At 29.5% G+C, this 23,253-nt stretch carries 30 protein-coding genes; 4 read left to right on the forward strand and 26 right to left on the reverse strand.

The features are described 5' to 3' along the window. The first annotated feature begins 90 nt into the window (after positions 1 to 90). Entirely contained in the window at positions 91 to 471 is a 381-nt protein-coding gene (locus tag ABXT72_RS04390) for a hypothetical protein (RefSeq protein WP_415277754.1), read from the forward strand. 105 nt (positions 472 to 576) lie between these two features. Here the strand turns inward: ABXT72_RS04390 and ABXT72_RS04395 are convergent, their stop codons facing one another. From ABXT72_RS04395 to ABXT72_RS04450, 12 genes are all read right to left on the reverse strand, one after another. Beyond that, complete coding sequence (locus tag ABXT72_RS04395; protein ID WP_415277755.1) at positions 577 to 1,155, reverse strand: HD domain-containing protein; 579 nt, start codon at positions 1,153 to 1,155, stop codon at positions 577 to 579. A 117-nt stretch (positions 1,156 to 1,272) separates the two neighbouring features. Next, on the reverse strand, positions 1,273 to 2,769 hold the full coding sequence (locus ABXT72_RS04400) for a DUF2130 domain-containing protein (protein ID WP_415277756.1): 1,497 nt from the start codon (positions 2,767 to 2,769) through the stop codon (positions 1,273 to 1,275). A 149-nt stretch (positions 2,770 to 2,918) separates the two neighbouring features. Then, positions 2,919 to 3,296 (reverse strand): hypothetical protein, encoded by a 378-nt coding sequence (locus ABXT72_RS04405; RefSeq protein WP_415277757.1) that lies wholly within the window; start codon positions 3,294 to 3,296, stop codon positions 2,919 to 2,921. A 3-nt stretch (positions 3,297 to 3,299) separates the two neighbouring features. Continuing rightward, positions 3,300 to 3,863: a hypothetical protein gene (locus ABXT72_RS04410; RefSeq protein ID WP_415277758.1), complete on the reverse strand. Its 564-nt coding sequence runs from the start codon at positions 3,861 to 3,863 to the stop codon at positions 3,300 to 3,302. A gap of 462 nt (positions 3,864 to 4,325) precedes the next feature. Continuing rightward, positions 4,326 to 5,006: a M48 family metallopeptidase gene (locus tag ABXT72_RS04415; RefSeq protein ID WP_415277759.1), complete on the reverse strand. Its 681-nt coding sequence runs from the start codon at positions 5,004 to 5,006 to the stop codon at positions 4,326 to 4,328. Next, positions 4,999 to 7,950 carry a type I restriction endonuclease subunit R gene (locus ABXT72_RS04420; RefSeq protein ID WP_415277760.1) on the reverse strand — a complete coding sequence of 984 codons (2,952 nt, stop codon included), beginning with the start codon at positions 7,948 to 7,950 and terminating at the stop codon, positions 4,999 to 5,001. Before ABXT72_RS04420 ends, ABXT72_RS04415 begins: the two co-directional genes overlap by 8 nt. Position 7,951: 1 nt before the next feature. After that, positions 7,952 to 9,175, reverse strand: coding sequence for a restriction endonuclease subunit S (locus ABXT72_RS04425; protein WP_415277761.1), 1,224 nt, complete (start codon positions 9,173 to 9,175; stop codon positions 7,952 to 7,954). After that, positions 9,168 to 10,886, reverse strand: coding sequence for a type I restriction-modification system subunit M (locus ABXT72_RS04430; protein WP_415277762.1), 1,719 nt, complete (start codon positions 10,884 to 10,886; stop codon positions 9,168 to 9,170). Before ABXT72_RS04430 ends, ABXT72_RS04425 begins: the two co-directional genes overlap by 8 nt. 77 nt (positions 10,887 to 10,963) lie before the next feature. Continuing rightward, positions 10,964 to 11,317 (reverse strand): hypothetical protein, encoded by a 354-nt coding sequence (locus tag ABXT72_RS04435; protein WP_415277763.1) that lies wholly within the window; start codon positions 11,315 to 11,317, stop codon positions 10,964 to 10,966. Positions 11,318 to 11,322: 5 nt separating this feature from the next. Further along, positions 11,323 to 11,991: a uracil-DNA glycosylase family protein gene (locus tag ABXT72_RS04440; protein ID WP_415277764.1), complete on the reverse strand. Its 669-nt coding sequence runs from the start codon at positions 11,989 to 11,991 to the stop codon at positions 11,323 to 11,325. 319 nt (positions 11,992 to 12,310) lie between these two features. Continuing rightward, the gene (locus ABXT72_RS04445) at positions 12,311 to 12,838 is read right to left on the reverse strand and encodes a hypothetical protein (RefSeq protein WP_415277765.1); all 528 of its coding nucleotides are present in this window, start codon (positions 12,836 to 12,838) and stop codon (positions 12,311 to 12,313) included. 109 nt (positions 12,839 to 12,947) lie between these two features. After that, entirely contained in the window at positions 12,948 to 13,199 is a 252-nt protein-coding gene (locus ABXT72_RS04450) for a hypothetical protein (RefSeq protein WP_415277766.1), read from the reverse strand. Positions 13,200 to 13,562: 363 nt separating this feature from the next. Here ABXT72_RS04450 and ABXT72_RS04455 point away from each other — a divergent pair, with 363 nt between their 5' ends. Together ABXT72_RS04455 and ABXT72_RS04460 are read left to right on the forward strand one after the other, a co-directional pair. Next, the gene (locus ABXT72_RS04455; RefSeq protein ID WP_415277767.1) at positions 13,563 to 13,697 is read left to right on the forward strand and encodes a hypothetical protein; all 135 of its coding nucleotides are present in this window, start codon (positions 13,563 to 13,565) and stop codon (positions 13,695 to 13,697) included. Between the two features lie 12 nt (positions 13,698 to 13,709). Beyond that, entirely contained in the window at positions 13,710 to 14,222 is a 513-nt protein-coding gene (locus tag ABXT72_RS04460) for a hypothetical protein (RefSeq protein ID WP_415277768.1), read from the forward strand. A gap of 178 nt (positions 14,223 to 14,400) precedes the next feature. On the opposite strand, the gene ABXT72_RS04465 is transcribed toward ABXT72_RS04460, so the two are convergent. The 11 genes from ABXT72_RS04465 to ABXT72_RS04515 form a co-directional block, all read right to left on the reverse strand. After that, positions 14,401 to 14,829 carry a CBS domain-containing protein gene (locus tag ABXT72_RS04465; protein ID WP_415277769.1) on the reverse strand — a complete coding sequence of 143 codons (429 nt, stop codon included), beginning with the start codon at positions 14,827 to 14,829 and terminating at the stop codon, positions 14,401 to 14,403. Between the two features lie 139 nt (positions 14,830 to 14,968). Then, complete coding sequence (locus ABXT72_RS04470) at positions 14,969 to 15,121, reverse strand: hypothetical protein (protein ID WP_415277770.1); 153 nt, start codon at positions 15,119 to 15,121, stop codon at positions 14,969 to 14,971. A gap of 47 nt (positions 15,122 to 15,168) precedes the next feature. Next, positions 15,169 to 15,348 (reverse strand): hypothetical protein, encoded by a 180-nt coding sequence (locus ABXT72_RS04475; RefSeq protein ID WP_415277771.1) that lies wholly within the window; start codon positions 15,346 to 15,348, stop codon positions 15,169 to 15,171. Positions 15,349 to 15,894: 546 nt separating this feature from the next. Continuing rightward, entirely contained in the window at positions 15,895 to 16,101 is a 207-nt protein-coding gene (locus ABXT72_RS04480; RefSeq protein ID WP_415277772.1) for a DUF1737 domain-containing protein, read from the reverse strand. A gap of 12 nt (positions 16,102 to 16,113) precedes the next feature. After that, complete coding sequence (locus tag ABXT72_RS04485) at positions 16,114 to 16,332, reverse strand: hypothetical protein (protein WP_415277773.1); 219 nt, start codon at positions 16,330 to 16,332, stop codon at positions 16,114 to 16,116. Between the two features lie 190 nt (positions 16,333 to 16,522). After that, on the reverse strand, positions 16,523 to 17,329 hold the full coding sequence (locus ABXT72_RS04490; protein WP_415279164.1) for a DMT family transporter: 807 nt from the start codon (positions 17,327 to 17,329) through the stop codon (positions 16,523 to 16,525). 245 nt (positions 17,330 to 17,574) lie between these two features. Continuing rightward, positions 17,575 to 17,739, reverse strand: coding sequence for a hypothetical protein (locus tag ABXT72_RS04495; protein ID WP_415277774.1), 165 nt, complete (start codon positions 17,737 to 17,739; stop codon positions 17,575 to 17,577). A 2-nt stretch (positions 17,740 to 17,741) separates the two neighbouring features. Beyond that, positions 17,742 to 18,317 carry a hypothetical protein gene (locus ABXT72_RS04500; protein WP_415277775.1) on the reverse strand — a complete coding sequence of 192 codons (576 nt, stop codon included), beginning with the start codon at positions 18,315 to 18,317 and terminating at the stop codon, positions 17,742 to 17,744. A 2-nt stretch (positions 18,318 to 18,319) separates the two neighbouring features. Continuing rightward, on the reverse strand, positions 18,320 to 19,468 hold the full coding sequence (locus ABXT72_RS04505; RefSeq protein ID WP_415277776.1) for a hypothetical protein: 1,149 nt from the start codon (positions 19,466 to 19,468) through the stop codon (positions 18,320 to 18,322). A 187-nt stretch (positions 19,469 to 19,655) separates the two neighbouring features. Then, positions 19,656 to 20,093 carry a DUF4396 domain-containing protein gene (locus ABXT72_RS04510; RefSeq protein ID WP_415277777.1) on the reverse strand — a complete coding sequence of 146 codons (438 nt, stop codon included), beginning with the start codon at positions 20,091 to 20,093 and terminating at the stop codon, positions 19,656 to 19,658. A gap of 5 nt (positions 20,094 to 20,098) precedes the next feature. Then, positions 20,099 to 20,527, reverse strand: coding sequence for a c-type cytochrome (locus ABXT72_RS04515; protein ID WP_415277778.1), 429 nt, complete (start codon positions 20,525 to 20,527; stop codon positions 20,099 to 20,101). A 78-nt stretch (positions 20,528 to 20,605) separates the two neighbouring features. On the opposite strand from ABXT72_RS04515, the gene ABXT72_RS04520 reads away from it, so the two are divergent. Beyond that, positions 20,606 to 21,487, forward strand: coding sequence for a DMT family transporter (locus tag ABXT72_RS04520; RefSeq protein WP_415277779.1), 882 nt, complete (start codon positions 20,606 to 20,608; stop codon positions 21,485 to 21,487). A gap of 4 nt (positions 21,488 to 21,491) precedes the next feature. Here the strand turns inward: ABXT72_RS04520 and ABXT72_RS04525 are convergent, their stop codons facing one another. From ABXT72_RS04525 to ABXT72_RS04535, 3 genes are read right to left on the reverse strand one after another with little or no spacing between them, the layout of a single operon-like run. Continuing rightward, positions 21,492 to 22,496 carry an alginate lyase family protein gene (locus ABXT72_RS04525; protein WP_415277780.1) on the reverse strand — a complete coding sequence of 335 codons (1,005 nt, stop codon included), beginning with the start codon at positions 22,494 to 22,496 and terminating at the stop codon, positions 21,492 to 21,494. Next, a complete protein-coding gene (locus ABXT72_RS04530) occupies positions 22,447 to 22,677 on the reverse strand; it encodes a hypothetical protein (RefSeq protein ID WP_415277781.1) in 231 nt (76 codons plus the stop codon). The genes ABXT72_RS04525 and ABXT72_RS04530 overlap by 50 nt, the downstream gene beginning before the upstream one ends. Before the next feature lie 25 nt (positions 22,678 to 22,702). After that, the gene (locus tag ABXT72_RS04535) at positions 22,703 to 23,224 is read right to left on the reverse strand and encodes a pentapeptide repeat-containing protein (protein ID WP_415277782.1); all 522 of its coding nucleotides are present in this window, start codon (positions 23,222 to 23,224) and stop codon (positions 22,703 to 22,705) included. Between the last annotated feature and the right edge of the window lie 29 nt (positions 23,225 to 23,253).

Consider the following 23,253-nt stretch of genomic DNA (forward strand, 5'->3'; position numbering starts at 1 on the left):
CCACTTTGTTTAAAGTGTGGTCAAATTTAAAATACATATGTTGATCTTAGTATATTGACCCTAAATAATTTATTTAATAAGGTTATTTTCATGTTTGGATTATTTGATAGCAAATCTGAAAAAGTTGAAAAAAAGCTGAAAAAAATAATTAGAGAAATGTGGGTAATAGGTAAGAAATTATCAACAGGTAAAGATCTAACATTAACTGAGACTTCATTTATTAAGGAAGCCTCTAACCTACTAACAAAACACTTAGTGGAAATAGAAATAAATCTTGAAAAAACAGGATCTGAACTAGTAAAACTCACGGATGAAAAATATCTTGACGACGTAGTATATGGTTTAGAAGAAGAATATAAAAAATCATCACTACAAATTAGTGATGATCATTGGCAATATATCAATGGTCTTACAATGGATTATAGATTACGAAATGATCTACCAACAAATGGTATTAGATGGAGATTTTAATTTAAGCTAATTTATAAAAATCTAAAACTGAAAACCTCTACTAATCTAACAAAAGTTTGTACGTCCAGTAAACTAACTCGAGGACTATGATTGTTTCTATGATTGTCATTTTAATGAAGCTCTTTTAATTTCTTTGACTACCATTAAGTAATTATCTTTAAGGACTTTATGACCTTTTAAGTGTTTTGAAAACTCTTTGTATAAACCCTCATAATACCAAGTAACTTGTTTAGGTGATGCATTTTTAAAACGTGTCCATACTTTTTTGCCTTCTCTTTTATAATCATTAACAATGCAAGTACCATTATGTAATTTATCACAAAGAGACACAAACATTGAAGATTGACTTTTCTTTTTAATGTCTGAAAGATACTTCTTTTTTCTAGTAAGCCATGGTGGTTTAGGAACGACAATAGTATCACTGCACTCATTAACTATCTTGGCCACTTTGTTTCCAAATAGTTTTCTAATTTTTATTAAAGTCTTTAATCCACCTTGGTCCTCAACAGCATCGTGTAATAAACCTCCGATAGCCTCATCGGTTGTGCCACCATCCTCAATGACATTGTTACTTACTGAAACTAAATGAGTGAAATAAGGAATTTCTGTATCTGTACGTTTTTGATTAAGGTGTATTTTATATGCAAAATCTAAAGCTTTCTTATACTTATTTTTATTTATCATAATTAATAAAATAAACTGAAAATAAATCGCACAACCATAATTCCAGCTCCAAGTGAGATAATACCCACTATTGGTAGTAAAATGTAATGCCACCAAGGACGTTTAATAATTTTTTGTTTATTCATCATCAAGCCTATCATCTTTATGTTCTAATAAGTCTTGCGGAAATATATCTCCAACAGTTCTAGTAAAAGAAGTAACTATTTCTACTAGATTTGTTTTTACTCCATTAATAGTTTTAGCTTTGTTGGCCGACATTCTTTCAAAAGATGTTCGTTCTTGTGAAAAAATTTTTTCCATAGTTTTTATTTCATTAACCATACTTTTTATAGGTAGTTGAAAATTAGGACTATTAAGATTTGCCCAACATTTTTTCATAACATCGGGAATTTCATTATCTTTATTTTCTCTAGTTTTAAAAATTAAAATTGACCTGATTTTACTAACTATTGCATGTATTATTTGTTCATCCATCGGAATAATGGTAATTGAGTTTCCATGTCTCTCTACATAGCTTGTGTATTTATCCATGTCAGTTGGTAGACATGCAGTTGAAGCAACAATTATTCCATTTCCAATCCCTTTATCTTTCATGTCGTTTAATAATTTATCACACCACTTTTCATTAAAGCTTGTAGTATCTTTGCTTTCAAAATAAATTTTTGCAATATTTTTTTTTCCTTTATAATTTATAGTTAGTATACAATCGCCCCCTTTAGCTCCTTTTTTGATCTCATCTACGTTGTCATCTGGGAATTTTCTTTTTAAGAATTCTTGTAAATTTTCTTCTTGAATTTCGCCTTTTAACTCTGACTTTTGGTTTGACATTACTGAATTCATTTTATCTGTATTGTCCTTTAATCTTTTATTAGTTATTTCACTTTCTCTTTTTATCTTTAGAATTTCAGCATCATTTTTTTTTTTTACTTCTCTTGCTAATTTTTGGGCTTTAAGTTCCTCATTTTTTGCAGCATCAATTTTGGCTTTTTCTATTTCTTTTTGACTGTTGGCTAGTTGAGCTTTATATTTTTTAGCAGCTTCTTCTTCAGCATTTTTTGCAGCATCAATTTTGGCTTTTTCTATTTCTTTTTGACTGTTGGCTAGTTGAGCTTTATATTTTTTAGCAGCTTCTTCTTCAGCATTTTTTGCAGCATCAATTTTAGCTTTTTCTATTTCTTTTTGACTGTTGGCTAGTTGAGTTTTATATTTTTTAGCTGCTTCTTCTTCAGCATTTTTCGCAGCATCAATTTTAGCTTTTTCTATTTCTTTTTGACTGTTGGCTAGTTGAGTTTTATATTTTTTAGCTGCTTCTTCTTCAGCATTTTTCGCAGCATCAATTTTAGCTTTTTCTATTTCTTTTTGACTGTTGGCTAGTTGAGTTTTATATTTTTTAGCTGCTTCTTCTTCAGCATTTTTTGCAGCATCAATTTTAGCTTTTTCTATTTCTTTTTTATTATTATCTAATTGGGATTTGTATTTTTTGGCTTCAATCTGAGATTCCTTTAAAATTTTTTCATTTTCTAATTTTTTTTTTTCAAAATGAGAATTAAATGCACTACCGGCATCGAATTCTTTTTGGCAGTTTGGACAGGTTATTTTTAAAGCATTTTGCACTAATTTTTATCTTAACAAAAAATTTAGGTTCTAGATAGGTTGTAATTCAGTTGAAACTTTTACCTTTTAATATTGCAACTTTGTTGCAAAATATTGTTTATAAAAGCCCATTCTGAAGCACCTAGTATCAGAGCACACCTTCACAAATTTTATTCAATATTTGTCGTTTCAACATCACATTTATAATGTTCTAAGAACCTATCATTTTTATAATCATACTTTGATAATGTCATGCTAGGTTCTGTATCTCCATTAAGCACGATCATTTGAAACCCTAATTCATAATCTGCAAACCTTGCAGTTATCTGGTTTTCACCAATATCTAATTTATTAGCTTCAATCATTACAAATTCACCCTTCTCTTTATCAAAATATTCAAGCCCTACAGCTTGCATTGTAAATTTTAAAGGATCATGTTTTCTTCCAATGACTACATATTTCATATTAAGGCATGAGATTTTCAAACCTTGATCTGCGTTAGAGATAGATGGCATCAATAATAAGATAAGTAAAATAATTCTTAACATTATCTAACTATCCAAATCATTAAGAGTTTTACATAGCTTATTGGCCTCTAAGACGGATGGCACAAGCTTATCTAATTTCCAGTTGTTGGTAGTTATGTCAAAATACTTAGCTGCTTTAAAATCGACCCCATCTACTATCTCAATTTCATATTTCTGAAATTCATCATAGAATTCTTTTAAAAAATGCATGTATTCTTTAATAGGAAATGTACCCAAGCTAAACGATACCCTGTACCCCATTAAAAAAGGTGAAACACTAATAACATTTGCTGTTACATCTACACCGTTAATCTTTATCGGAATGTTTTTGTCTATTAATTGCTTAATATCTCCAGGTTTTTCATAAGTATAAAAAGTAAAGTTATTATAAACTTTTTCACAATCGTCTTCTGATGAAATAAAAAAATTCAATGAATCCCCATGAGTAATTTCACCTGATACTCTGGCATAGGCTAAGCTGTTAAATTGATCGATGGTCCATTCCTCATGATCTGCTTGAGCTTGATAGGCAATGACTAATAGAAACAAAAATAAGTGTGCTGACACAAAAATTAAGAACCGCTTCATGATTTAAGCTCCACATTTATTCCGTTTTTCTTGAGTATTTTGATTATTTTCTCCCAAATGATGCTGTTATGGGTGCTGGGACTGAGTTCAAACTTGAAGGTTTGTTTGTAAACTGGGCTGCAGTTATCATAAGCAATGTAAGCGCTTACATGACAGTATTTATTAATACCGTTTATTTCCATATATCAAAACTCCTATTGTTGGTTGTATTTTTAAGGGAAAGTAATTTGTAGTTAGTAATGGTTTCACTCCTTCTCTTATCGAAGGGTCTACGTAAAGAGGAGAACAATGAAAAGAAACGTAAACGGGTGAAAAGGAATGAAATCCAATGCATGATTCTACTTAAATCATTAATCTTTGGCTCCACTAAGTCTGAATCTTGTTAAAATAAAGATATACAAAAATTCTCAAATATCGTGGAGGGTAGTATTCGTAGATATGTGCAGAGTAAAATTTAAATAACTATATCTCAAGTATGTTTTTATGTTTTATCAACCATGCTTTTGGATAATCAATATCCTCATATATTGATTTTAAATATGACCAAAATTTTGGAGAATGATTATGAATTTTTGTATGTGCTAGTTCGTGTAGAACAACATATCTAATGATTTTTTTTGGTGCCATAATTATTTTCCAATTATAGAAAATACTTCCCATTGAACTGCAACTACCCCATCGTGATCTATAATTACGAACTTTTACAGATTTAAAATCTAGATCATGTTTTAATGATAATTCACTAGTGATTTCTTTTAGATATTTGTCAGCATTTTCAAAATACCAATTTTTTAATAATCTTTTAATTTTCTCATCTTTAGTGTGTGGTTTAATGTTAAGTGTTAAATACTTATCACTTAATTTAACACTATATTTTTTATCTTTAGTAATCTTTAATTTATAATGTTTACCTAAATACATAAAATCTTCACCACTGACATAATATTTTTTTCTGGAAGGTAAAATTTCATCTACTTTTGATAATTTATTTTTAATCCATTTAGATTTAGATTTTATAATCTTATCTAATTTTATTTTATCTAAATGTTTTGGAACTAAGACTCTAACCAAACCTCTTTCAACTTGAAATGAAACTGTTTTTTTTCGATTTGTTCTTTTTATGTTAATACTGAAATTATGCATACTTATGTCTTGCAAGATCCATGAAACTTTCAGTTATATTATTAATTAAATCTTGATCAGAATGATCTGTTTGTAAAATTAAATCATTAATTTTTCTCTTTAATCTTCTAATTTCATCAGGTTTATCAAAAAAATCTACAATTTGAGAAACTTCATTTAAATATGCCACTAGTTCAGAAGCAATTTTTTTTGCATCTTCATAAGGAACTTCATCCTCCTCAAAATGTTTTTCTAAAACTTCTATGTAAATATTATAAAAAGGTAGTTCTGCATTTGTTAAACCTTCTGGTGGAGTAGGTTCATTCATGCACTCTTCTTTTAAAAGTAACAGTTGTTTTGCTTGTTCTTTCCAATTATCGTAATATTTTTGAATAATTTCTTCTAATCTTTCAGATAGTTTCCTGTAATGAGCAGGATCGTCATTTAAAGATACAGTTATATGATGACGAATTGCATTCTTAATTTCTACTGCTCTCATTTTAGGATTTTCAGTTTTTGCAACTTCTTCTTTAAATTTAGGATCAAGAAGATTAATTGGTGGTATTTTTGGGTCTACGCCAGACGCAGATATATTTTCTTCAATTAGTTTTTTAACTTTTTCACCTGCGCCAATGAGATTTAATTGTTCATCTCGATAAGTGTTTCTTGCACCATGTGTAATTTTTCCTAAATAATTTAAGTCATGAAGATATTTATTGGCATAAGGGTCGGGTAGAACAATATCCATATATTGACTAAATTTTCTAAATGCGATTTCAAAATTTTGCCTAACTGCTTCATTCTCTAAACCAAGTATGCATTGTTCTAAGTCTTTGATATCTACATTTTCAAAAAACTTCATGACTGTAGTATGTGCACGATCTAATTTAGGAATCTCTTCTTTCAATTCTTTTAGTGCACCCTCTACTTCTCCAGTAGTGAATTGTTCTAGAGCAGTACTCAGGTAGTTTGCAAGACCATAGTAATCGACTATATACCCACGATGTTTACCTAACTTGGGTCGATTTACCCTTGCTATTGCTTGTAATAAATTGTGATCCATTATTTTACGATCTAGATACATCGCCTGACATAAGGGGGCATCGAAACCTGTTAATAGCATATCTTTAACAATTATTATTTGATTGTTAGACTCTGTTAGAGTTTTCTTTTTAAAATCTTCTATGATCTTCTTATGATCATCAGAATTAGAAAACTCTTTCATTTCTTGTGTATCATTATGATCTCCTGAGATGACAACCGCACATTTGGGTCCACCTAATTCATCAATCTTTTTCTTAAACTGAACAGCAGCATTTCGACTAGATGTTACAATCATTGCTTTAAACCCATTTGGTTGGATCTTTTCACGATAATGATTAACTATATCTATACATACCCATTGAATTCGTTTTGGTGCTTCTAATACTGCACGTTCAACACCATACTTTTGTTTGATCTTAGATTTTTCTTCATCTGTCTTATCTTTAAAGTATTCATCAAATAATTTATCAAGAGATTCACCTTCTACTTTTGTTTTGACTTCTCTGCCCTCATATAGAATTTGTAGTGTTGCACCATCCGCTACTGATTGTTCAATTGTATATTTATCAATGTATTCACCAAACTCACCTGTAGTTTTTTGAGAAGTTAATAGAGGTGTTCCAGTAAATGCAACTTTAGGTGCATTAGGTAGAACAGTATTTAGAATTAAACCAAAAACACCATACTGAGTTCGATGTGCTTCATCAATTAGAATTAAGATTTTTGCAGAGTCATTCATTGCAACTAATTCATCATTTTTAAATTCTAAGAATTTCTGTATTGTACTTGTTATTAAATCTGATGAATCTTTTTTAATTAGTTCTTTTAATTCACGTGAACTATCTGCAGATAAGACAGTTTCGTCTTGTGCGCCTGTAAGTGTTGTTGTTAATTGACTATCTAGTTGAGTACGATCTGTAAGATAAATTAATTTATATTTTTTAAGTTCTTCATCTCTTCTTATTTTTTGTGCAAGAAAAACCATAGTTAATGATTTTCCAGATCCTTGTGTATGCCAAATAACTCCACCTTGATCTTTTTTAGTTTCTCCATTTTTAATGCGTTCTAATGTTTTATGCACTGCACGATACTGTTGATATCGAGTGACTTTTTTTATTGTTTTGCCTTCATCTAATTCAAAGACAATAAAATTTCTGACTATATCTAGAAAATTAGTTTGATTAAAAATACCTTCAATCATTACTTCTTGTGAACTTTTATCTGAAAAGTTTTCGATATTATTTGGATAAACATCTTTCCACTCTAAGTAGTGTTCATAATTTGCAGATATTGTTGCTAGTCTTGCTTCTTTGAAGTGAGTAGATACTAATACTTGATTGTAATGAAATAATCGTTCTGCTCCCTCATTTTCTTCAGGATTTCGATTATTACAATAACGCAGTAATTGTTTAATTCCTGCTTCCATAGGGTTAGTAATGTAAGGTGATTTACACTCAATCACTGCTAAGGGCAGACCATTCACAAACAGTATAATATCAGGAATTATATTTTCATTGATTCCTGAAACTTTGAATTGATTAGTAACAAGAAACTCATTGTTCTCAATATTATCAAAATCTATAATTTTTACAGTATGACTTCTTCTACCTTCACCTACATCTTGTTCAATAGACATGTATTGTTTAAGACTATTAAAACACTTTTCATTTGATTCAATTAATGCATCGTTAGAAAATTGTGTAAGTTCTCGCATAACATGTCTTAAATTATCTTCACTGATCCATGGATTAATTTTCTTTAGTGATACAGACAGTCGTTTTTTTAATACAGTATCTTTATACGATTGACGTTCATCAGACTCATCAGGTGATAATTTTTTACCCTCAATATAAGTCCACCCTAGAGATTGCAGTTGTGCAATTGCAGGAAGTTCAACTTTTTCTAATTCATGATTTGACATCTTAATTCACCGATACTCTAACTTTGCCTGTTAGGAGTTCTTGCATTAGAGATTTTTTTAGTAACTTAGTTTTGACTAATTTTTGATTAATTTTTTTTATTTTTAAATCAATAGAATTAATTACTGAAGAAATCTTTTTTTGTTCATCTAGTTGAGGGACTCTTATTAGTAATTTACGTATATCTGTTAAACCAATTCTTTGCCGCGTAGACCCTACACTTAAAACTTTTGCTTGGTTACGGGTCGAGTGATGATTTATTGATTCAAGAATAAATTTTAAATCATATTTCTTCTTATTTATTGAGAGTCTAATACCATCCGATGACATTATATATCTTGTTTCTATGTCAGGAATTATAGTTGCTCTAGCAACTGGATCACCCATTTTTGATAAGATAATATCACCAGGATAAATATTACAAGAAATTAGTTCATCTGCTTTTTGTGAAGACGTATAAATTTTGTATTTATTTAGAAAACTACCATCGCCTATATTTTGTAATTGTATAATTCTCACGCCATTTTTAGTAAAGTCACAATTTTTGAGATTTGAACCAAATGGTCCACCAGTAAAACTATAACGATCATTTTCATTTTTTGTCTTGTACAAAAATAGTACTTCCCAACTTTTTGGAATCCGCCCCAACTCACTGTCTTTGAATTCTGTGTGACCGATGCCCTTAGTTAGCAACTCATTCATAGTTGCTTTTTTAAGATCTTGCAGTTTATCGATTTGTCTCTGGGTGTTCTCAATCACTTCATCTACAGAGGTGATAATAGATGCAATTTTTTTTTGTTTTTCTATAGGTAGAAGAGGTATTTCTAAATTTTCTATTGACCAGCGAGAAATATGAGGAACACCAGTTCCTTCTGCAAGATACCTGAGGTATGCCTGCTTTGATTGGAGAAAATAAAACAAAAAATTTGAATTAAGACTTTCTGAAATTATTGAAATTGCTGCCAATGTGGATCCGAGATAACCGTCATGCCCCATGCTTACCAATCCCGCTCTTTCACCGTCCCAAACTATCTCAATATCATCACTTACAACTCTCGTGCATGATTTGTCATTAGTAAACTCTCTATAATTTCTATTGAATGACTTAATTAAAATGTAAGGCAGGTAACCACTCCCTAAATTTTCTAAAGAAGTATTTCGAGGTTTTTTTCCTTTAGAAATAGAAACTAGTTCATTAAGATATTTTACAGTAATGGAATCATTCATACCCAAGTTCCTTAAGATAATTCTTCATCTTTTCTTCTGACTCTTTTACTTCTGTCTCAATATCGTGCAATGAAACTTTATATTTGTCCCACCATCTTTCAAATTGCGTGATAACTGATTGATCTTCACCATTCAGGTGTTCACTTATATTTTCTTTTGTTTCAATTTCAGGTTTAAATTCATAGTATTGATTATCTTTTTTATTAAAAACACAACTGACATCCATGCCTTGCAGTGTTTCTTGAATATATTCTTCTTCAACTTCAGCACTAGGAATTAAACTTTCTAAAATTCCTTTTGTATCAAATGTTTCTGGCGGTGGTGATGTATCTGCATAACGACGAACATTAAAATTGTAATTATTTTCTATAATTTCATTTACATCAACGATTGTTGCATAACGTTTCTCGTCTTGATACGAGTCAAAAGTATTAAGAATGTGTAATCTATTTTCCTCAGTTAATTTGTTTTGATTTTTTCCCTCTAAATACTCTAACTCACTGTTAATAAAAATAATCTTATTCTTACGTTCTTTAGACTTGCTCTTATTAATGATAATTAGAGCAGCAGGAATACCTGTACCATAAAAAAGTGCTGCAGGTAGACCAATGACTGCTTCAATTAGATCATCTTCTAACATGCCCTTTCTGATAATTTTTTCACTTGCTCCCCTAAATAATACTCCATGTGGAACAACTACACCCATAACGCCATCTGCGTTTAAAGATGAAATCATATGTTGCACAAATGCTAGATCCCCAGTTCCTTTTGGAGGTGTGCCGTATTTAAATCTTCCATACCCATCATTGTCTGCTTCGTCTTTACCCCATTTATCGAGAGAGAAAGGTGGGTTAGCAATCACACGATCAAATGTCATCAACTCACCATCTTTAATATGTTTGGGTTCTCTTATGGTATCTCCCTTTTTAATATCTGCATTAAACACTGAATGTAAAAACATATTAATTTTACATATTGCCCATGTACTAAGATTATCTTCTTGTCCATATAGAGAGATGTTTCTTACGTTGTCACCTTGATCTATTAAATATTGTCTTGCTTGAATTAACATACCACCAGAACCACAGGTTGGATCATAAATACGCATACCTGATTTTGGTTTAATCAGTCGAACTAATAAATTAACAACTTCAGATGGTGTATAAAATTCTCCTGCTTTCTTACCTGCAGAATCCGCAAACATTTTAATGAGATATTCGTATGCTGAACCCATAAGATCGGGATTCTCAAAATCTACATTTCTAAGTCTATATTTACTGAAGTGTGAAATTAAATCTCTTAATTTAGCATCAGATAATTTATCTTTTTTATTAAAATCTATAGAAACTAAAACACCTTCAAGAGTGGAGTTATGTTCTTCTATAACTTCAACTGCACGATTAAGTCCTGCACCAATGTCATGTTTCAAATCTTTTAGAAAATCCCAATGAGAGTTATCAGGCATATAAAAAGTGTCGTACTGAACTGGGTCTTTAGACATCTTTCTGGCGTCTTTTTCAGACTTACCTTTTTTGATAAATTTTTCAATTATCTTGTCACGCTCTTCATCAAAAGAATCTGAAATTCTTTTGAGAAACATAATCGAAAATATGTAATCCTTAAATTCTGCTGCATCCATTTTACCACGTAGAATATTTGCACTTTCCCAAAGGAAGGACTCTAACTGCTGTAGTGTTATTTTTTCTGACATAATTTAATATCCTACAAAAAATAGTAATTTCCTAGTTATAGTTGCAAATGCGTCTATAACAATTGTCTAAAAACCTTTTAAATATCTATATTTGACCCAAATAGAATATCTAATTCTTTAATTAAGTCTTTAAACTTTCTAGGAAAACTTTGATGACCAGTACAATATTTTACTCTTCCGTTTCTATCTCTTAATTTTAGTTCCCAAGAGTAACCGTCACAAATTTCATATTTTGGGTTATATTTTTTTTTCCAATTCCAAACGCCTATTAGTTCAATTCTATCCCAAAAAGATAAAATTTTATATTCAGGTATTTCACTTATTTTTCCAAAACCTGTTCTTCCTTTGTTATTTTCTAAAAGTTCAACAGGACAATCATCAGGGGGTCCCATTGCGTGACCGGTGTAAAAAATAACCTCTTTTTTTTTCATTTATTTTATTTCAACAATTTTATCATTGTCATTTTGTTTTCCTTAAATTGAATATTCTTTCTAGCATTTGCACCTGATGGATGGGGAAATCCTTTGAGAAAACATGCTAATTTAAGATTGTATTTGTTATTTAAATATTCAATTGTAGATGAAACTGTATTACCTAAAGGAATGATAATGGCTTTTTTAAAGGTCTTTAACTCTTTTAAAAAGTTTTTCTCAATAAACTCTATAAGTATTTTCTTCTTTAAGATATTTGAGCCTGAATAATTTTTTCCTTTATCAAATACAGGGTATTTAACTAAAGACGTAGTATGGAGATGTTTGCTGTTTTTATTAAATAAACTCTCACAAGATTTAATTTTTAATTTCTTATTTACTTTTAATTCGTCCAAGTATTTAATTAGGGTGGTTCTCATACTACCTTTAAAGCTAGATAGATCTTTGACTTCTTTTAGTGATTTGCCATCATTTATTACTTGAAAACTCTGCAGCATCTGTTGAAGTCCGGGGGTAATGCCTACAATCATTATTTTTGCTTTAGAATTAACATAATCAAATGGTGCATAGTAAATTTTAATATTGCCCTCTTTATTAATTAAAAACTTATTATTAGTAACGATAGATTTACTAATTTTTTTAAGAGCTTTGATTTGATTTAAATATTTAGGCATTTAATGTTAGACTAACCCAAAAGCACAATCCCTAAAAGTTTTTTCATGATTAGTTATTAACAATAAAGAGTAATCCTATAAATGCTTCATGTGCCCAAAACGAGTATTTAAATCAGGTGCCTAGGTGATGGAATGATTGCTACTTAATGAAATAAATGATTGTTAGAATTATAAGGATAATGACAATCCAAATAGTAAGATTGGTTAAGAATTGTTTTAATTTAGAATTAGATTGTAGAAAAGCAGGGAGTACTAATAAGAGTATCCCTAGCATATAAACAAAGGGTAATATCTGATCCATCATTATATCTAGTTTGTATTATGCAACGTTCGTTCGAGACCGTCGTTCATTTTGCTTTATTTTATCAAAGGTTTTCTCAATTATTTTAGCTTTCGGTCTTAGCTCTTCTTTGTTATCTTTTTCTAAAAGATTTGCCCCAGCTGTTTTATTAAATCCGTCTATTTTTTTAAAATATTCTTTGTTTTTAGATTGTGATTTGCTGTACCAAAGGTCTTTTAATTGTTTGGTGTAATCTTCAAGTTTACTCTTATCCCAAGTAATATTTTCTTGTTTTCTCATCAAATTATAAAATTGGATGAAGTCTTTTGATTTAACCCACTGTCTAATTATATGAGTAAGTGTTTTATCTTTATTTTCTGGATCAAGTTGCTTTTGTGTAACTATCGCAATAATATTTAACGAGTAAGATGCTCTATTAACATCATAATTAGATGCATTCCCTTGGTCACACCCCTTTAATAAGCTTAATACTTTCTCAAGATCACTGTCTGAATGTGTTAAGTGTTCAATTACCTTATCCCACTTATCTTTTGCAACTTTAGCCATTCATGGACAATACACAGATTAAGGACCTTACTCAATTAACGATTGGTGAATATTTAATCAACATGGCCACGGCTACAAAACCGAGACCATATTTACTTAGTTATTGATTTTACAAGCTGACAGGGTTACCTGGTCTGCCGTTAGGTAAATCTTTGTTTTTGATTTCAGTAACAGCGTCTTTTGCAGTACTGATTTTTACCTCTACTATTTCTTTAAGGCGGTCGTTATCAACTAATTGCTCATTGCAATAACTAATAACCTTTTTCTTAGCGTCATCAGCAGATTCTGCGTTGATGATTTCTTCTCTAGACGATATTGATTTTTCAACCACGTCAACTTTAACTTTATACAAATTGGTCATATGACCTCCTTATCAAAAAACAATAACATGGCTGTCTATACGCCACAACCGCCAATCAGGTATTTAAGTGATGAAATGAAGGTTAATCAATTATAATAATTATATTTCCACTAAATATTAAATATCATTCTACATCGTGTGTTTAATTGAATTGTGTTTAATGGTTTAAATATGAATGAAGTTAAAAAAAGTTTAAAAAGATCTCTACTTAATTAAATAAGTTTAAAATAGCTGAACACTTGTAGAACTTTATCTAATTCTGCGGTATAGTTATCTCTCAAATCACCACAATCATTTCAGCTATCTGCTGACCATCAAAAAATAAATTTAACAATTTAAAGTGTCAAAATTATGTTTTTGAAAATGATAAAAATACTCTGTTTTATGGGTATACATGACTACAAAACGTTAAATATTGAGTTTGGTTTTGGACCAACAGATAGAGTTACAACACTTGAATGTAAAAGATGTGGCTACACTATAATTAAAGGAGGTTAAAAAATACTTGTCATGAAAAGTATTGAAAGAAATATAGATATAAGAAGATATCTTAATTGGTCAAGAATAGTTAAGGGCAAACCCATACATATAAGATTGTATGAATTAATTTATTACGAATTACTTATAATGTGGTTTGAAATGAATAAGCCTCCTTTAAGAAGATTAATTTATGAAACTATTAACTCTCAAGACTTTGAAGATAATTTTATTAGAGGAAAAGTTTTTCAAAAATATATAGATGAGGTTTTAGAAACACCCTGTGAAGATGGTTCTGGATACTATAACCCTGACTCAAGAGAAATTTTAACAGAAGTTAATATTAAGGAATTATATGATATTAAATTTTTGATAAAAGATGAATTAGATAATGTAAGAGTGATTGATAGATACAATGGGATATTCACATTTTGTAAAATTTATGAAAAATGGTGTTTAGAAAAAAAAGCTAAACAGGTTGACGATATAACAAAAAAAGAAAGATTTGATGTAACATTAGATCTGCCATTAAAAATTTCAAAATAAATTTAGAATAACTGCGATCAGAATAAGCAAATAAGGTTGAATGTTTTATCAATTTTCAATTGTCATAGTTAGAGTTATAAGCAATACAATATTAAACCATAACAGGGCTAAAACTATAGTTGATAATATGTTTTTTGGAATGGCCTAAGAAGTATTTTTTTTTATTATTAAAATTTTATTATTTATTTATAAAATCTCTTAAATGTTGATTTTCATCTTTATACTGTTCAATAATATGATTTACCACATCTCCAATAGACACAATGCCTAATAGTTTTTTTTCTTCTATTATAGGGATATGTCTAATTTTATGATTAGAGATTATTTCCATTAATTCTGTAACAGAAGTGTTTAGATTACAAGATATTATATTTGTAGTCATTATTTTGGTAACCAGTAATTCACTGCTGAATTCATCTTTATAAATATATCGAGCAAGATCTCGCTCAGAAATAATTCCAATTACACTTTTATCGTGTTCACTTAATACTGGCATAACACCAACGTTATGTGTTTGAAGTTTGTTGCTTGCTGTCTTTAATGTATCTTTTTCAGTTAATGTAAAACATTCTCTATTAGAAAGTTTTGTAACAAGTTTTCTCGTCATTTTATATTATATGTTTATTTTATTGCCATCATGATCCTAGCACAAAAATGTTACTCGTAGATAGGTTTTAGTTTTGTTCAAGCCTCTAATTTTTGTTCTATCAACTTGTTGTTAATTAAGAATTACAGAATAACCCCATTTATTTTTTTGACAGCTCATCTTTCATAGCTAATTTAAGCTTCTTTAAGGTTTTTAAATCGTACCAACTTTTAGGTCCTCTTTTTGAGCTTCTTTGTTTTTCAGCAACAGTTACTTTTTTTTTAAGATCTTTGTGTTTTTCTTTTATTTTCATTTATTTGATCATAATCACTCTGAATAAAACAATTTATCATATTAATTTTATTCATCTGACATTGGACAAGGTGATAATGGTTCTAATTTCTCTTGGAGTTTTTCTGATGTAGTTTGTTCTTTTTTATTTCTTTTAGATTCCTCAGAACTTTCTGCTAATTGATTTCTTTCTTTTTCAGCTTCTTCTTCTAAATATTTTTTAAATCTTATTCCTCGAACAATCTCCATAAATTTATTATCTTGCTTAACTTTTCGTACTCCAATTAAACAATCTCTACGTATTGTGTAATTTTACTAAATTTATAATGCAAATTAATGTTAAGACTTTTTAAAATCATAGTAGACATAATTATTTTAAAATTATATTTTCTAATTTTAAGGGGGTCACCCTTTCGGTAAACTCCAAAAGAGTTCCCCTATAAGTGGCGGTCTACGCCAAAATCCATAATAATGGATTTATGTTTTCTTGATCTTAGTTAGTCTTTTATTATTTAGTCACAACCAGCTAAATTTCAGGTGGTGATAGGCTCATAATCGACCTCCTTTATTGATTGTTTAAATTATACCCTCTCCAAATACCCTATTCAAAACATTTATTTTCTTTTATGTTAAATATATTTATTGAATATGGTTTACCAAGATAATAGAATTTCAGAAATTTAAACAAATCTTCTTCACATACTTTTTCCCGTATAAAAAATACTTTAAACCGTCTCAATTTTATTGAAGTAATCTTATAAAAAATAAAAAGAATAAAAGCTTTTTCATTTATTTCTATACTGATGATAGCTTTATTTTTTTTGAATATTTTTTCTTAGGAGCATTTTTTATAACAGCTTGAGCACAACGCATTACCCCTCTTTTTTTATCAAAAGTCATTTTCGGTTCACCATACAATTTCCATCCATTAGATATGGCCTCAGTTACACGATGGCAAAATTCTGAAGTGTCATCATTTGTAATAAATCTATAACCTTTCATCTATTCTCCTTTTTAATTTTGTTTTTTATATTGTCTTCTGATGAAGATTATTATGTAAGTGAAGACAAAACCAAAGGCAAATTCATCTAAAATTGATCTATGATTACCCATACCACTTGCAAAATTCCATCTATTAGCATTAAAAAAATCAATACCAATATCAAATGTTTCTTTACCATTAGAGGCTGAAACAAAAAGATAAACAATTATTACAAGTAAAAAACCACCCATATAAGAGGATAAAACATCTAATAAATGAGTTTTATTCTTTTTATTTTTTATAAGTTTATTTCCAGGCTTTGATACAACAAAGCTAATAGCAAGAAGGACTTAGAAAAGATATTAAGATTACCCAATACATAAAAGTATACTACTAAATCTTAAATCAGGTGTCTAGGTGGTGGAATGATAATTGATTAGTTTATCTTCTAGTTGGAATTTTAGATGCAACATACTGTTTTCGAACGCCTTCTCTAAAGTAAATATAAACCCCAGCTGAAATTATACAAATGACCCCTAACAAGGTTCTAAGAGATGGAATTTCATTAAATAGAAAATAACCTGGGATCATCGACATAATAATCAATGAATATTCAAATAATGAGACAACGGATGGGGATGCAATGATATAAGCTGAAAAGATACATAAGAACCCAATAGATGCTGCAACTCCAAAGAATAATATAAATTTCCAAGTATAATCAAAATTTGTAAACCACTCTCTAAATATAAACTGAGTTGTTGGATCAAAATCAGTGTTGTTGAATTGACCATTGCCCATAAAGACATAAATGATGCCACATAAAACAAGAGCAATTAAATAGAAGTAATATAACTGGGTATTTACATCATCCTTATCAGATGTGTATTTAGTAATAGTCATTGATGCTGCATAAAATAAAGCACTTAACACTGGTAACAAATTTCTATAATCAAAACTTTCAAAATCAGGATTTAAGACGATTAATACACCAAAAAAACCAAAGGCAATAGCTGACCATCTTCTAATACCAATAAATTCTTTTAAGAAAAATTTAGCAAAAATGGATACGAAAAAAGGACAAGAAAAGAATAAAGCATTAGCAGTTGCTAATTGCATATAAGTAATAGAGATAAAAAAGGTTGAAAAAGCAACAAAATGCAACAACACTCTTACAAAAGTTAATACAGGATAATGTGTTTTAAGCGATACTTTCTGTCTTTTAAAACTTAAATAAATAAAAAGCACTGTTGCTGCAATCAAATACCTTCCAAAAAAGATCTCATACAAGCAGATTGCTCGAAAATATATTTAATTAACGAGTCTTGGATTGCAAACAAGCTCATTGCAATCAGTATTAAAACTATCCCTTTTGAATTGTTGTCCCTACTCATTATCTAAGCTTAAACCTTGAGCAAAGAAACTTAAAGATAAGATAGTTAAATTTACCAAGACCATAGAAATTAGGTGCTGGTTTTTTAGTCTTTAATTTTTTAGCTTTTTTCTTCTTCATAACTAATATGGTTTTGTGTTTCATTTGAATGCTTAAGATTATAACAATCCGTACAAAGCAAGATAACTTCAGGACCTGAACTCACTTGTGTTAAGATTGCTGTATCATCTCCACATTCACTGCAACCTGATAAACGTTTTTTCACAATTAATTAAAGCTTTTCTTGACCATTTCTTTAAACTCTTCACTGGCCCATTCACTTAAAACAGTTAATCTAGGATTATCTGCTCTTAACTTTTCAAACTTTTTTTCCATATCTTTTGAGAAATCATTTCCTTCTATATATATGCCGTTAAGATTATTGGTTTTAGCAGCCCAATCAATAATAGCCTGCCCTGCTTTATCGGTGATACCACACTCAACAAAAGCAATAACTGAAGTTGTTAAAGGAATATGATTAAGAATTGTAATTACCCCTTCATCTTTTAAATCTTCATTAAAACTCATGCTTATCGTACCAAGTTGTGGTCCTTTGTTTTGATCAATTTTTTTAATTGCCATTGCAATATTTTTTGCATCTTTAATATTTAAGTTAGCCTTCCGAATAACTAAATCATAAGATTTATCATTATTGCCTGTGGACTTTAAATTGTTAGCAACCTCTATACTTTTGGGTTTTTTTGTTTCAACTAAAGCTTCGATTAAATCTTGCATAATAATATTTGCGTAACTTGTACTACACCACAATAAACTGAGAACCATAACTCCTAAAAGCTTTTTCATAGTTAATTCTTAATTACTGAATAAACGATCTTTTTCCAATTATAGTTTCTGTATAATGAGCTAACTACTATTATTCTTTTATTATCTAAATCGATTAATATTTGCTGACCTGCAAATCCACTCATTCCTATAATCTTCCTTGTTTTATCAATTCCAAAAATATCAAAATGAATTTGACCACCATAAGATTTTGTATAAAGACCAACATCAGTTGCATGCTTTGTGTTATCTTTTTTTTGAACTCTATTATCGTAAATAGTTTTTAAATATTTTCCAGCACAAGTATCATTGTGCCAATCATCCATCATTGTTTTTGCTATTCTTAAATAATCATATCTATCAGCATAAAAAGAGTATCTTCCAGAAACAAAATCTTCATATTTTAAATATTTTCTAGATTTTTGAAATTGAACACTATTTTTAACTCCAACGTGTTCATTGAAAACTTTATGCAATAATTTGTCCCAATCAGCACCAGTCTTATGTTTTACATAATTCATAATTACATTAGTGGTCAAGGCACTGTAGTTGTAAATCAATTTACTTTTTTCTGTACCTTTTAAATATTTATTCATCACTTTGATTAAACCAATAACATTTACATTTTCTTCTTTCTTTGATCCTTTAATCCTATTATCTGAACCAATATTTCTTCTTTCACCAACCCATTTTTGGTCACCACCTTTCATATTTAGAAGATCAAGTAATACCGAGTTATCATACAATGTACTTTTTATTAATGGCCAGTCATCTAATTTTACATTTACGTTATCAATATAACCTTCACAAATTGCGTGCCCTGTTACATAAGAAACTAAACTTTTACCCATTGAATGTGATGGTAATAAACCATCAATTATTGTATCTCCGCTGCTAACTTTTTTAGGAATATCAGACACATCGATAACAATTTTATCGTCCTCAAATAACAAATAACTAATTATCCCTGTATTTTTATTATTTTTAAATTCTTTTAAAACGTCTTTATCTTCTCTTAAGTTTGACTGAAATTTGTAATGATTTTCTGAACCTTTAATTACCCATCCACTATATTCTAAAAGAGGATAATCCCAGGTCCTCTTATTTTTATTTGCAAAAGTTATATTGCTAACGAGCAAACTCAGAATTATGATTCCTAAAATTTTTTTCATTTACGTTTAGTACGTGTTATCTCATTAATTCTATCAATATAATTTTTTATCTCAGGGTTATCTGTAGGTTTATCGTCTTGCTTGGGGTTTTTCTTTCTTTGATAATAATAATAGATAGGCATCACAACAGATAAGGAAACGATAATAACTGCGAGTATAATTTCAGAGGTTGTAACCATTTTAATATTTAATGACACGCTTGATTGAATTTTTTAAGTCTCCAGTAATTATAGGGCCATGGTGTTAAAAAACCAACCATTAACATAATGGGTACTACCCACCAAGTTAGCATCGCTCCACCTGTTAAAAAATAATCTGTAGCGTTCATAGAAATTTCCATACTAACCATAGAGATAAAACTCATGCCACAAGCTGTCTTTAACGCACTGATAAAATCAAATTTTTGTTTCATTAAAATATAAGTCTCAAGCATAATGCTAGTGAGTAAACCATTAATGATTGCTAAAGTCATAATACCTAAAACTGGAAAAGGAATTTTACTTAATTGAAAAAATAATATGGTTCCAAAATCTCCAATAGAACAACCGATAACACACCACATCGTATTCTTCGCACTAATTCTCCAGCTATCTTTGCATCCCCAATGAAAAGTATCTGTTGCCATATGATTTATTTACTTAAATTTATTTGATGTTGATAATAATCATCTGGCCAAAAACTTTTAATGTAAGCTAAAACTGAATCTATATCTTTGTCATTAAGGTTATCTTTAAACCCACCCATTTTTCCTTCGTAATCACTGATAATTCCAGCTAATCCATATTTGATAATTTTATGTAATGTTTCATCATCATGGTGCCAAGTGTGACCCGTACCATTTAAAGGGGGTGCTTTTCGATGACCATCTTCATCAACACCCTTCCAATTTTCAGCTCCAGATAAATTAACCTGATGGCAACTTGCACAATTATTTTGATATGCAATTTTACCTCTAGCGATCATTAATACAGAATCTCTTGTAATTGGATAATGATTGTCTGAGTAAGAAAGGTTAGTTAACGATATAAACAGAGTTAAAATTAGAAGTATTTTTTTCATAACTATTAAATTTATATATTAAAATTGTTAGATTAATCTTATATTTTTTTAAGATTGATTGATTATAAGTGTTTGCTAATGAACAATTTTATCTTATTTATTGTCACACTCTTTTGCTGGTCACCTACTTGGTATGTCATCAAATTTCAACTAGGTTACGTTGATCCATTAGTATCAGTGTTTTATAGGTTTTTAATTGCTGCAATAATCATTTTTGTTTATCTAATTTATAAGAAAAAAAATCTTAAGTTTTCTTTAAATCAACACCTTTGGTTTTTGTTATTTGGTACTTGTCTTTATTCTCTAAATTATGTTTTCTTTTATCTATCAAATACTTATTTAATAAGTGCATTTCCAGCGGTTGTCTTTTCAACAGTTGTTATTATGAATATTTTAGGTGAACATTTTTATTTTAAAAAAAAACCTTCTTTAAAAACTTTAATTGGTGCAACCATTGGGATGATTGGAATTATAATCATTTTTAGTGATGAAATTTTCAATTTCAGCTTAGCAAATGGAACTCATGTTGGATTATTTTTAGCATTGCTTGGTACATTTAGTGCATCGACGGGTAACATGGTTTACCAAAGAAACTTAAATAACAACTTTCCATTAATACCAACACTTGCGTATGCAATGCTTTATGGGTCATTAGTTACTTTGTTAATCACTCAGATAAAAGGTACTGAGTTATTATTTGAATACAGCTTCAGCTATATTGCATCCCTTGCTTATTTATCAATAGTTGGCTCAATATTTGCTTTTATCTTTTATTTAAGATTGTTAGAGAAAGTTGGAGCTGGTCGAGCGGGTTATGTAGGAGTTGTAATGCCTGTACTTGCTTTATTAATCTCAACAGTGTTTGAAAATTTAGAATGGCAGCAAGATTTAATAATAGGCTTACCTATTCTAATAATTGGTGCTGTGCTTGTTATTAATCAAAAAGTTAAACCTGTATAATAAGCTAATTAGCTAAAGCATTATAAATACAGCCTAAACTGATACCAAGTATTTGATCTGACTTTAAAGATGTTGCTCTTGGATACATTTCTTCTTTTATAAATTTAGAAGTTCTATGATCTGGGTATCTATATTGAAGGATGTGAAACCAGGCTGAGCCATGAGAAGTTGAGTTAAAGTCACTCCTAAAGTCCTGTTTTCCATTACTTGCATGAGAGTTATATTTCTTTTTTGCCCATGGCTCAATTGCTGAATGATCAAGATATGCGTCATGAAATAATTCTACAGCTTTTAATAATTTTTTTTCATAATTTTTTGGTAATTTAACATTGGCTGCTTTTGCTATCTCCATTATTATAAAAGCCTCTCCTAAAGCTGAATGATGATACCACAATGCACGGTTTCCCCTTGTAGTTCTATCCTTAATGCTTCCATCTTTTAATAATAATTTATCTGATCCTTTAATTAGTTTCTTTACCAAAGTTTTATATTTTTTATTTTGACCATGCTTGATTGATAGGTTTGGAAAGAAAAAACCTGCAGAGTTACCAAAATAAGTAAATTCCTTTACATATTTTATTCTTTTATAGAAAGGTTTAATCCATTCATTGATAACTTTATGCCTTAGGTCATCTTTTTTATAATCGATAAAATAAAAATTATATAAATAATCTAAACCCATAATGACTTCTAAAGTTCTTGAAGAATCGTGAGTTGGTGCTGGATCTTGACCTTTGGGATCTTTCCAGGAACCCTCACATTCTTTTAATATAAATCTATTCTCAATATTAGTGTAACAAACTTTAGTTTCCGTTAATGCTTTATCATTTGCCCATTCAAATAGTTTATCAAATAAAAATTCTTGTAATTCAAGATTTTCAGAAATGAATGCGTAATTTGTCGTAGAGGCAAATTCTCTAAAGACATCCATTGCACGGGTGCCTTTTACTTTATTCTCATTATCCATTTTTGAGTTGTAGCCTTGAATTTTCATTGGAAGATCTTTCATTTATTTTATCTATAAATGGATCAAAACTTTTAAAGCAAACATTAACTTTGTGTTCTTTTGAGAGAGATGTGAAATCATTTAAAACATCATCTGGTATAAAAGGTGACTTACTTAATTGATTAGCGTTAGCATTTACTATGAAAAAAATAAAAAATACTAAAGTGGTTAAAAATTTTTTCATAAATGTTTTGTAAATTAACTTTTAACTATTTAGCACATTTGCCGATGGAACCTAAAGAGCACTTAGAGCCATCAATCCAAGTTGCATTGTTTAGATTGGCGCCTTCAAAGGTGGCATTTAGAATATTAGCACCTGTAAAATCAGCTTCAAAGAGGTTGCTATTACTAAAGTTTGTCTCAATTAATGATGAGCCTTTAAAATTTACTCTTGTTAAGTTAGCACTTGAAAAATTAGCTTTTTCAAAAATACCCCCTTCAAGGTTTGCTTCATATAAATTAGTTCTAATAAAAGAGGATTCTACGAAATTACCATTAGATAATGTAGCATTCATCATTACGCCTTTATCAAGGGTAACTTGAATAAAGCTAATAAAAGAAAGATTAGAGTTTGGTATATAGGCTCTGCTTAAATCTTGGCCTTCTGAGAATTGACAATTAGAATAATCCACTCCATCAGTTGGAGCATCATCACAACCTGCTTTTGCACCACTAGTTAACAATAAGCTTAAGACTAAAACGCTCAAAAGCATACTAATAAAGCTAGTCACTAATATTTTTTTCACAATTAAATGCTAAC

It is taken from the genome of Candidatus Pelagibacter sp. Uisw_094, from assembly GCF_047729535.1.
Taxonomy (GTDB): domain Bacteria; phylum Pseudomonadota; class Alphaproteobacteria; order Pelagibacterales; family Pelagibacteraceae; genus Pelagibacter.

Bases quoted from the DNA above. Each gene is read 5' to 3' on its own strand.
- ABXT72_RS04390 (WP_415277754.1), top strand. From the start codon at position 91: ATGTTTGGATTATTTGATAGCAAATCTGAAAAAGTTGAAAAAAAGCTG.
- ABXT72_RS04395 (WP_415277755.1), bottom strand. From the start codon at position 1,155: ATGATAAATAAAAATAAGTATAAGAAAGCTTTAGATTTTGCATATAAA.
- ABXT72_RS04405 (WP_415277757.1), bottom strand. From the start codon at position 3,296: ATGTTAAGAATTATTTTACTTATCTTATTATTGATGCCATCTATCTCT.
- ABXT72_RS04410 (WP_415277758.1), bottom strand. From the start codon at position 3,863: ATGAAGCGGTTCTTAATTTTTGTGTCAGCACACTTATTTTTGTTTCTA.
- ABXT72_RS04415 (WP_415277759.1), bottom strand. From the start codon at position 5,006: ATGCATAATTTCAGTATTAACATAAAAAGAACAAATCGAAAAAAAACA.
- ABXT72_RS04420 (WP_415277760.1), bottom strand. From the start codon at position 7,950: ATGTCAAATCATGAATTAGAAAAAGTTGAACTTCCTGCAATTGCACAA.
- ABXT72_RS04425 (WP_415277761.1), bottom strand. From the start codon at position 9,175: ATGAATGATTCCATTACTGTAAAATATCTTAATGAACTAGTTTCTATT.
- ABXT72_RS04430 (WP_415277762.1), bottom strand. From the start codon at position 10,886: ATGTCAGAAAAAATAACACTACAGCAGTTAGAGTCCTTCCTTTGGGAA.
- ABXT72_RS04435 (WP_415277763.1), bottom strand. From the start codon at position 11,317: ATGAAAAAAAAAGAGGTTATTTTTTACACCGGTCACGCAATGGGACCC.
- ABXT72_RS04440 (WP_415277764.1), bottom strand. From the start codon at position 11,991: ATGCCTAAATATTTAAATCAAATCAAAGCTCTTAAAAAAATTAGTAAA.
- ABXT72_RS04445 (WP_415277765.1), bottom strand. From the start codon at position 12,838: ATGGCTAAAGTTGCAAAAGATAAGTGGGATAAGGTAATTGAACACTTA.
- ABXT72_RS04450 (WP_415277766.1), bottom strand. From the start codon at position 13,199: ATGACCAATTTGTATAAAGTTAAAGTTGACGTGGTTGAAAAATCAATA.
- ABXT72_RS04455 (WP_415277767.1), top strand. From the start codon at position 13,563: ATGATAAAAATACTCTGTTTTATGGGTATACATGACTACAAAACGTTA.
- ABXT72_RS04460 (WP_415277768.1), top strand. From the start codon at position 13,710: ATGAAAAGTATTGAAAGAAATATAGATATAAGAAGATATCTTAATTGG.
- ABXT72_RS04465 (WP_415277769.1), bottom strand. From the start codon at position 14,829: ATGACGAGAAAACTTGTTACAAAACTTTCTAATAGAGAATGTTTTACA.
- ABXT72_RS04470 (WP_415277770.1), bottom strand. From the start codon at position 15,121: ATGAAAATAAAAGAAAAACACAAAGATCTTAAAAAAAAAGTAACTGTT.
- ABXT72_RS04475 (WP_415277771.1), bottom strand. From the start codon at position 15,348: ATGGAGATTGTTCGAGGAATAAGATTTAAAAAATATTTAGAAGAAGAA.
- ABXT72_RS04480 (WP_415277772.1), bottom strand. From the start codon at position 16,101: ATGAAAGGTTATAGATTTATTACAAATGATGACACTTCAGAATTTTGC.
- ABXT72_RS04485 (WP_415277773.1), bottom strand. From the start codon at position 16,332: ATGGGTGGTTTTTTACTTGTAATAATTGTTTATCTTTTTGTTTCAGCC.
- ABXT72_RS04500 (WP_415277775.1), bottom strand. From the start codon at position 18,317: ATGAAAAAGCTTTTAGGAGTTATGGTTCTCAGTTTATTGTGGTGTAGT.
- ABXT72_RS04505 (WP_415277776.1), bottom strand. From the start codon at position 19,468: ATGAAAAAAATTTTAGGAATCATAATTCTGAGTTTGCTCGTTAGCAAT.
- ABXT72_RS04510 (WP_415277777.1), bottom strand. From the start codon at position 20,093: ATGGCAACAGATACTTTTCATTGGGGATGCAAAGATAGCTGGAGAATT.
- ABXT72_RS04515 (WP_415277778.1), bottom strand. From the start codon at position 20,527: ATGAAAAAAATACTTCTAATTTTAACTCTGTTTATATCGTTAACTAAC.
- ABXT72_RS04520 (WP_415277779.1), top strand. From the start codon at position 20,606: ATGAACAATTTTATCTTATTTATTGTCACACTCTTTTGCTGGTCACCT.
- ABXT72_RS04525 (WP_415277780.1), bottom strand. From the start codon at position 22,496: ATGAAAGATCTTCCAATGAAAATTCAAGGCTACAACTCAAAAATGGAT.
- ABXT72_RS04530 (WP_415277781.1), bottom strand. From the start codon at position 22,677: ATGAAAAAATTTTTAACCACTTTAGTATTTTTTATTTTTTTCATAGTA.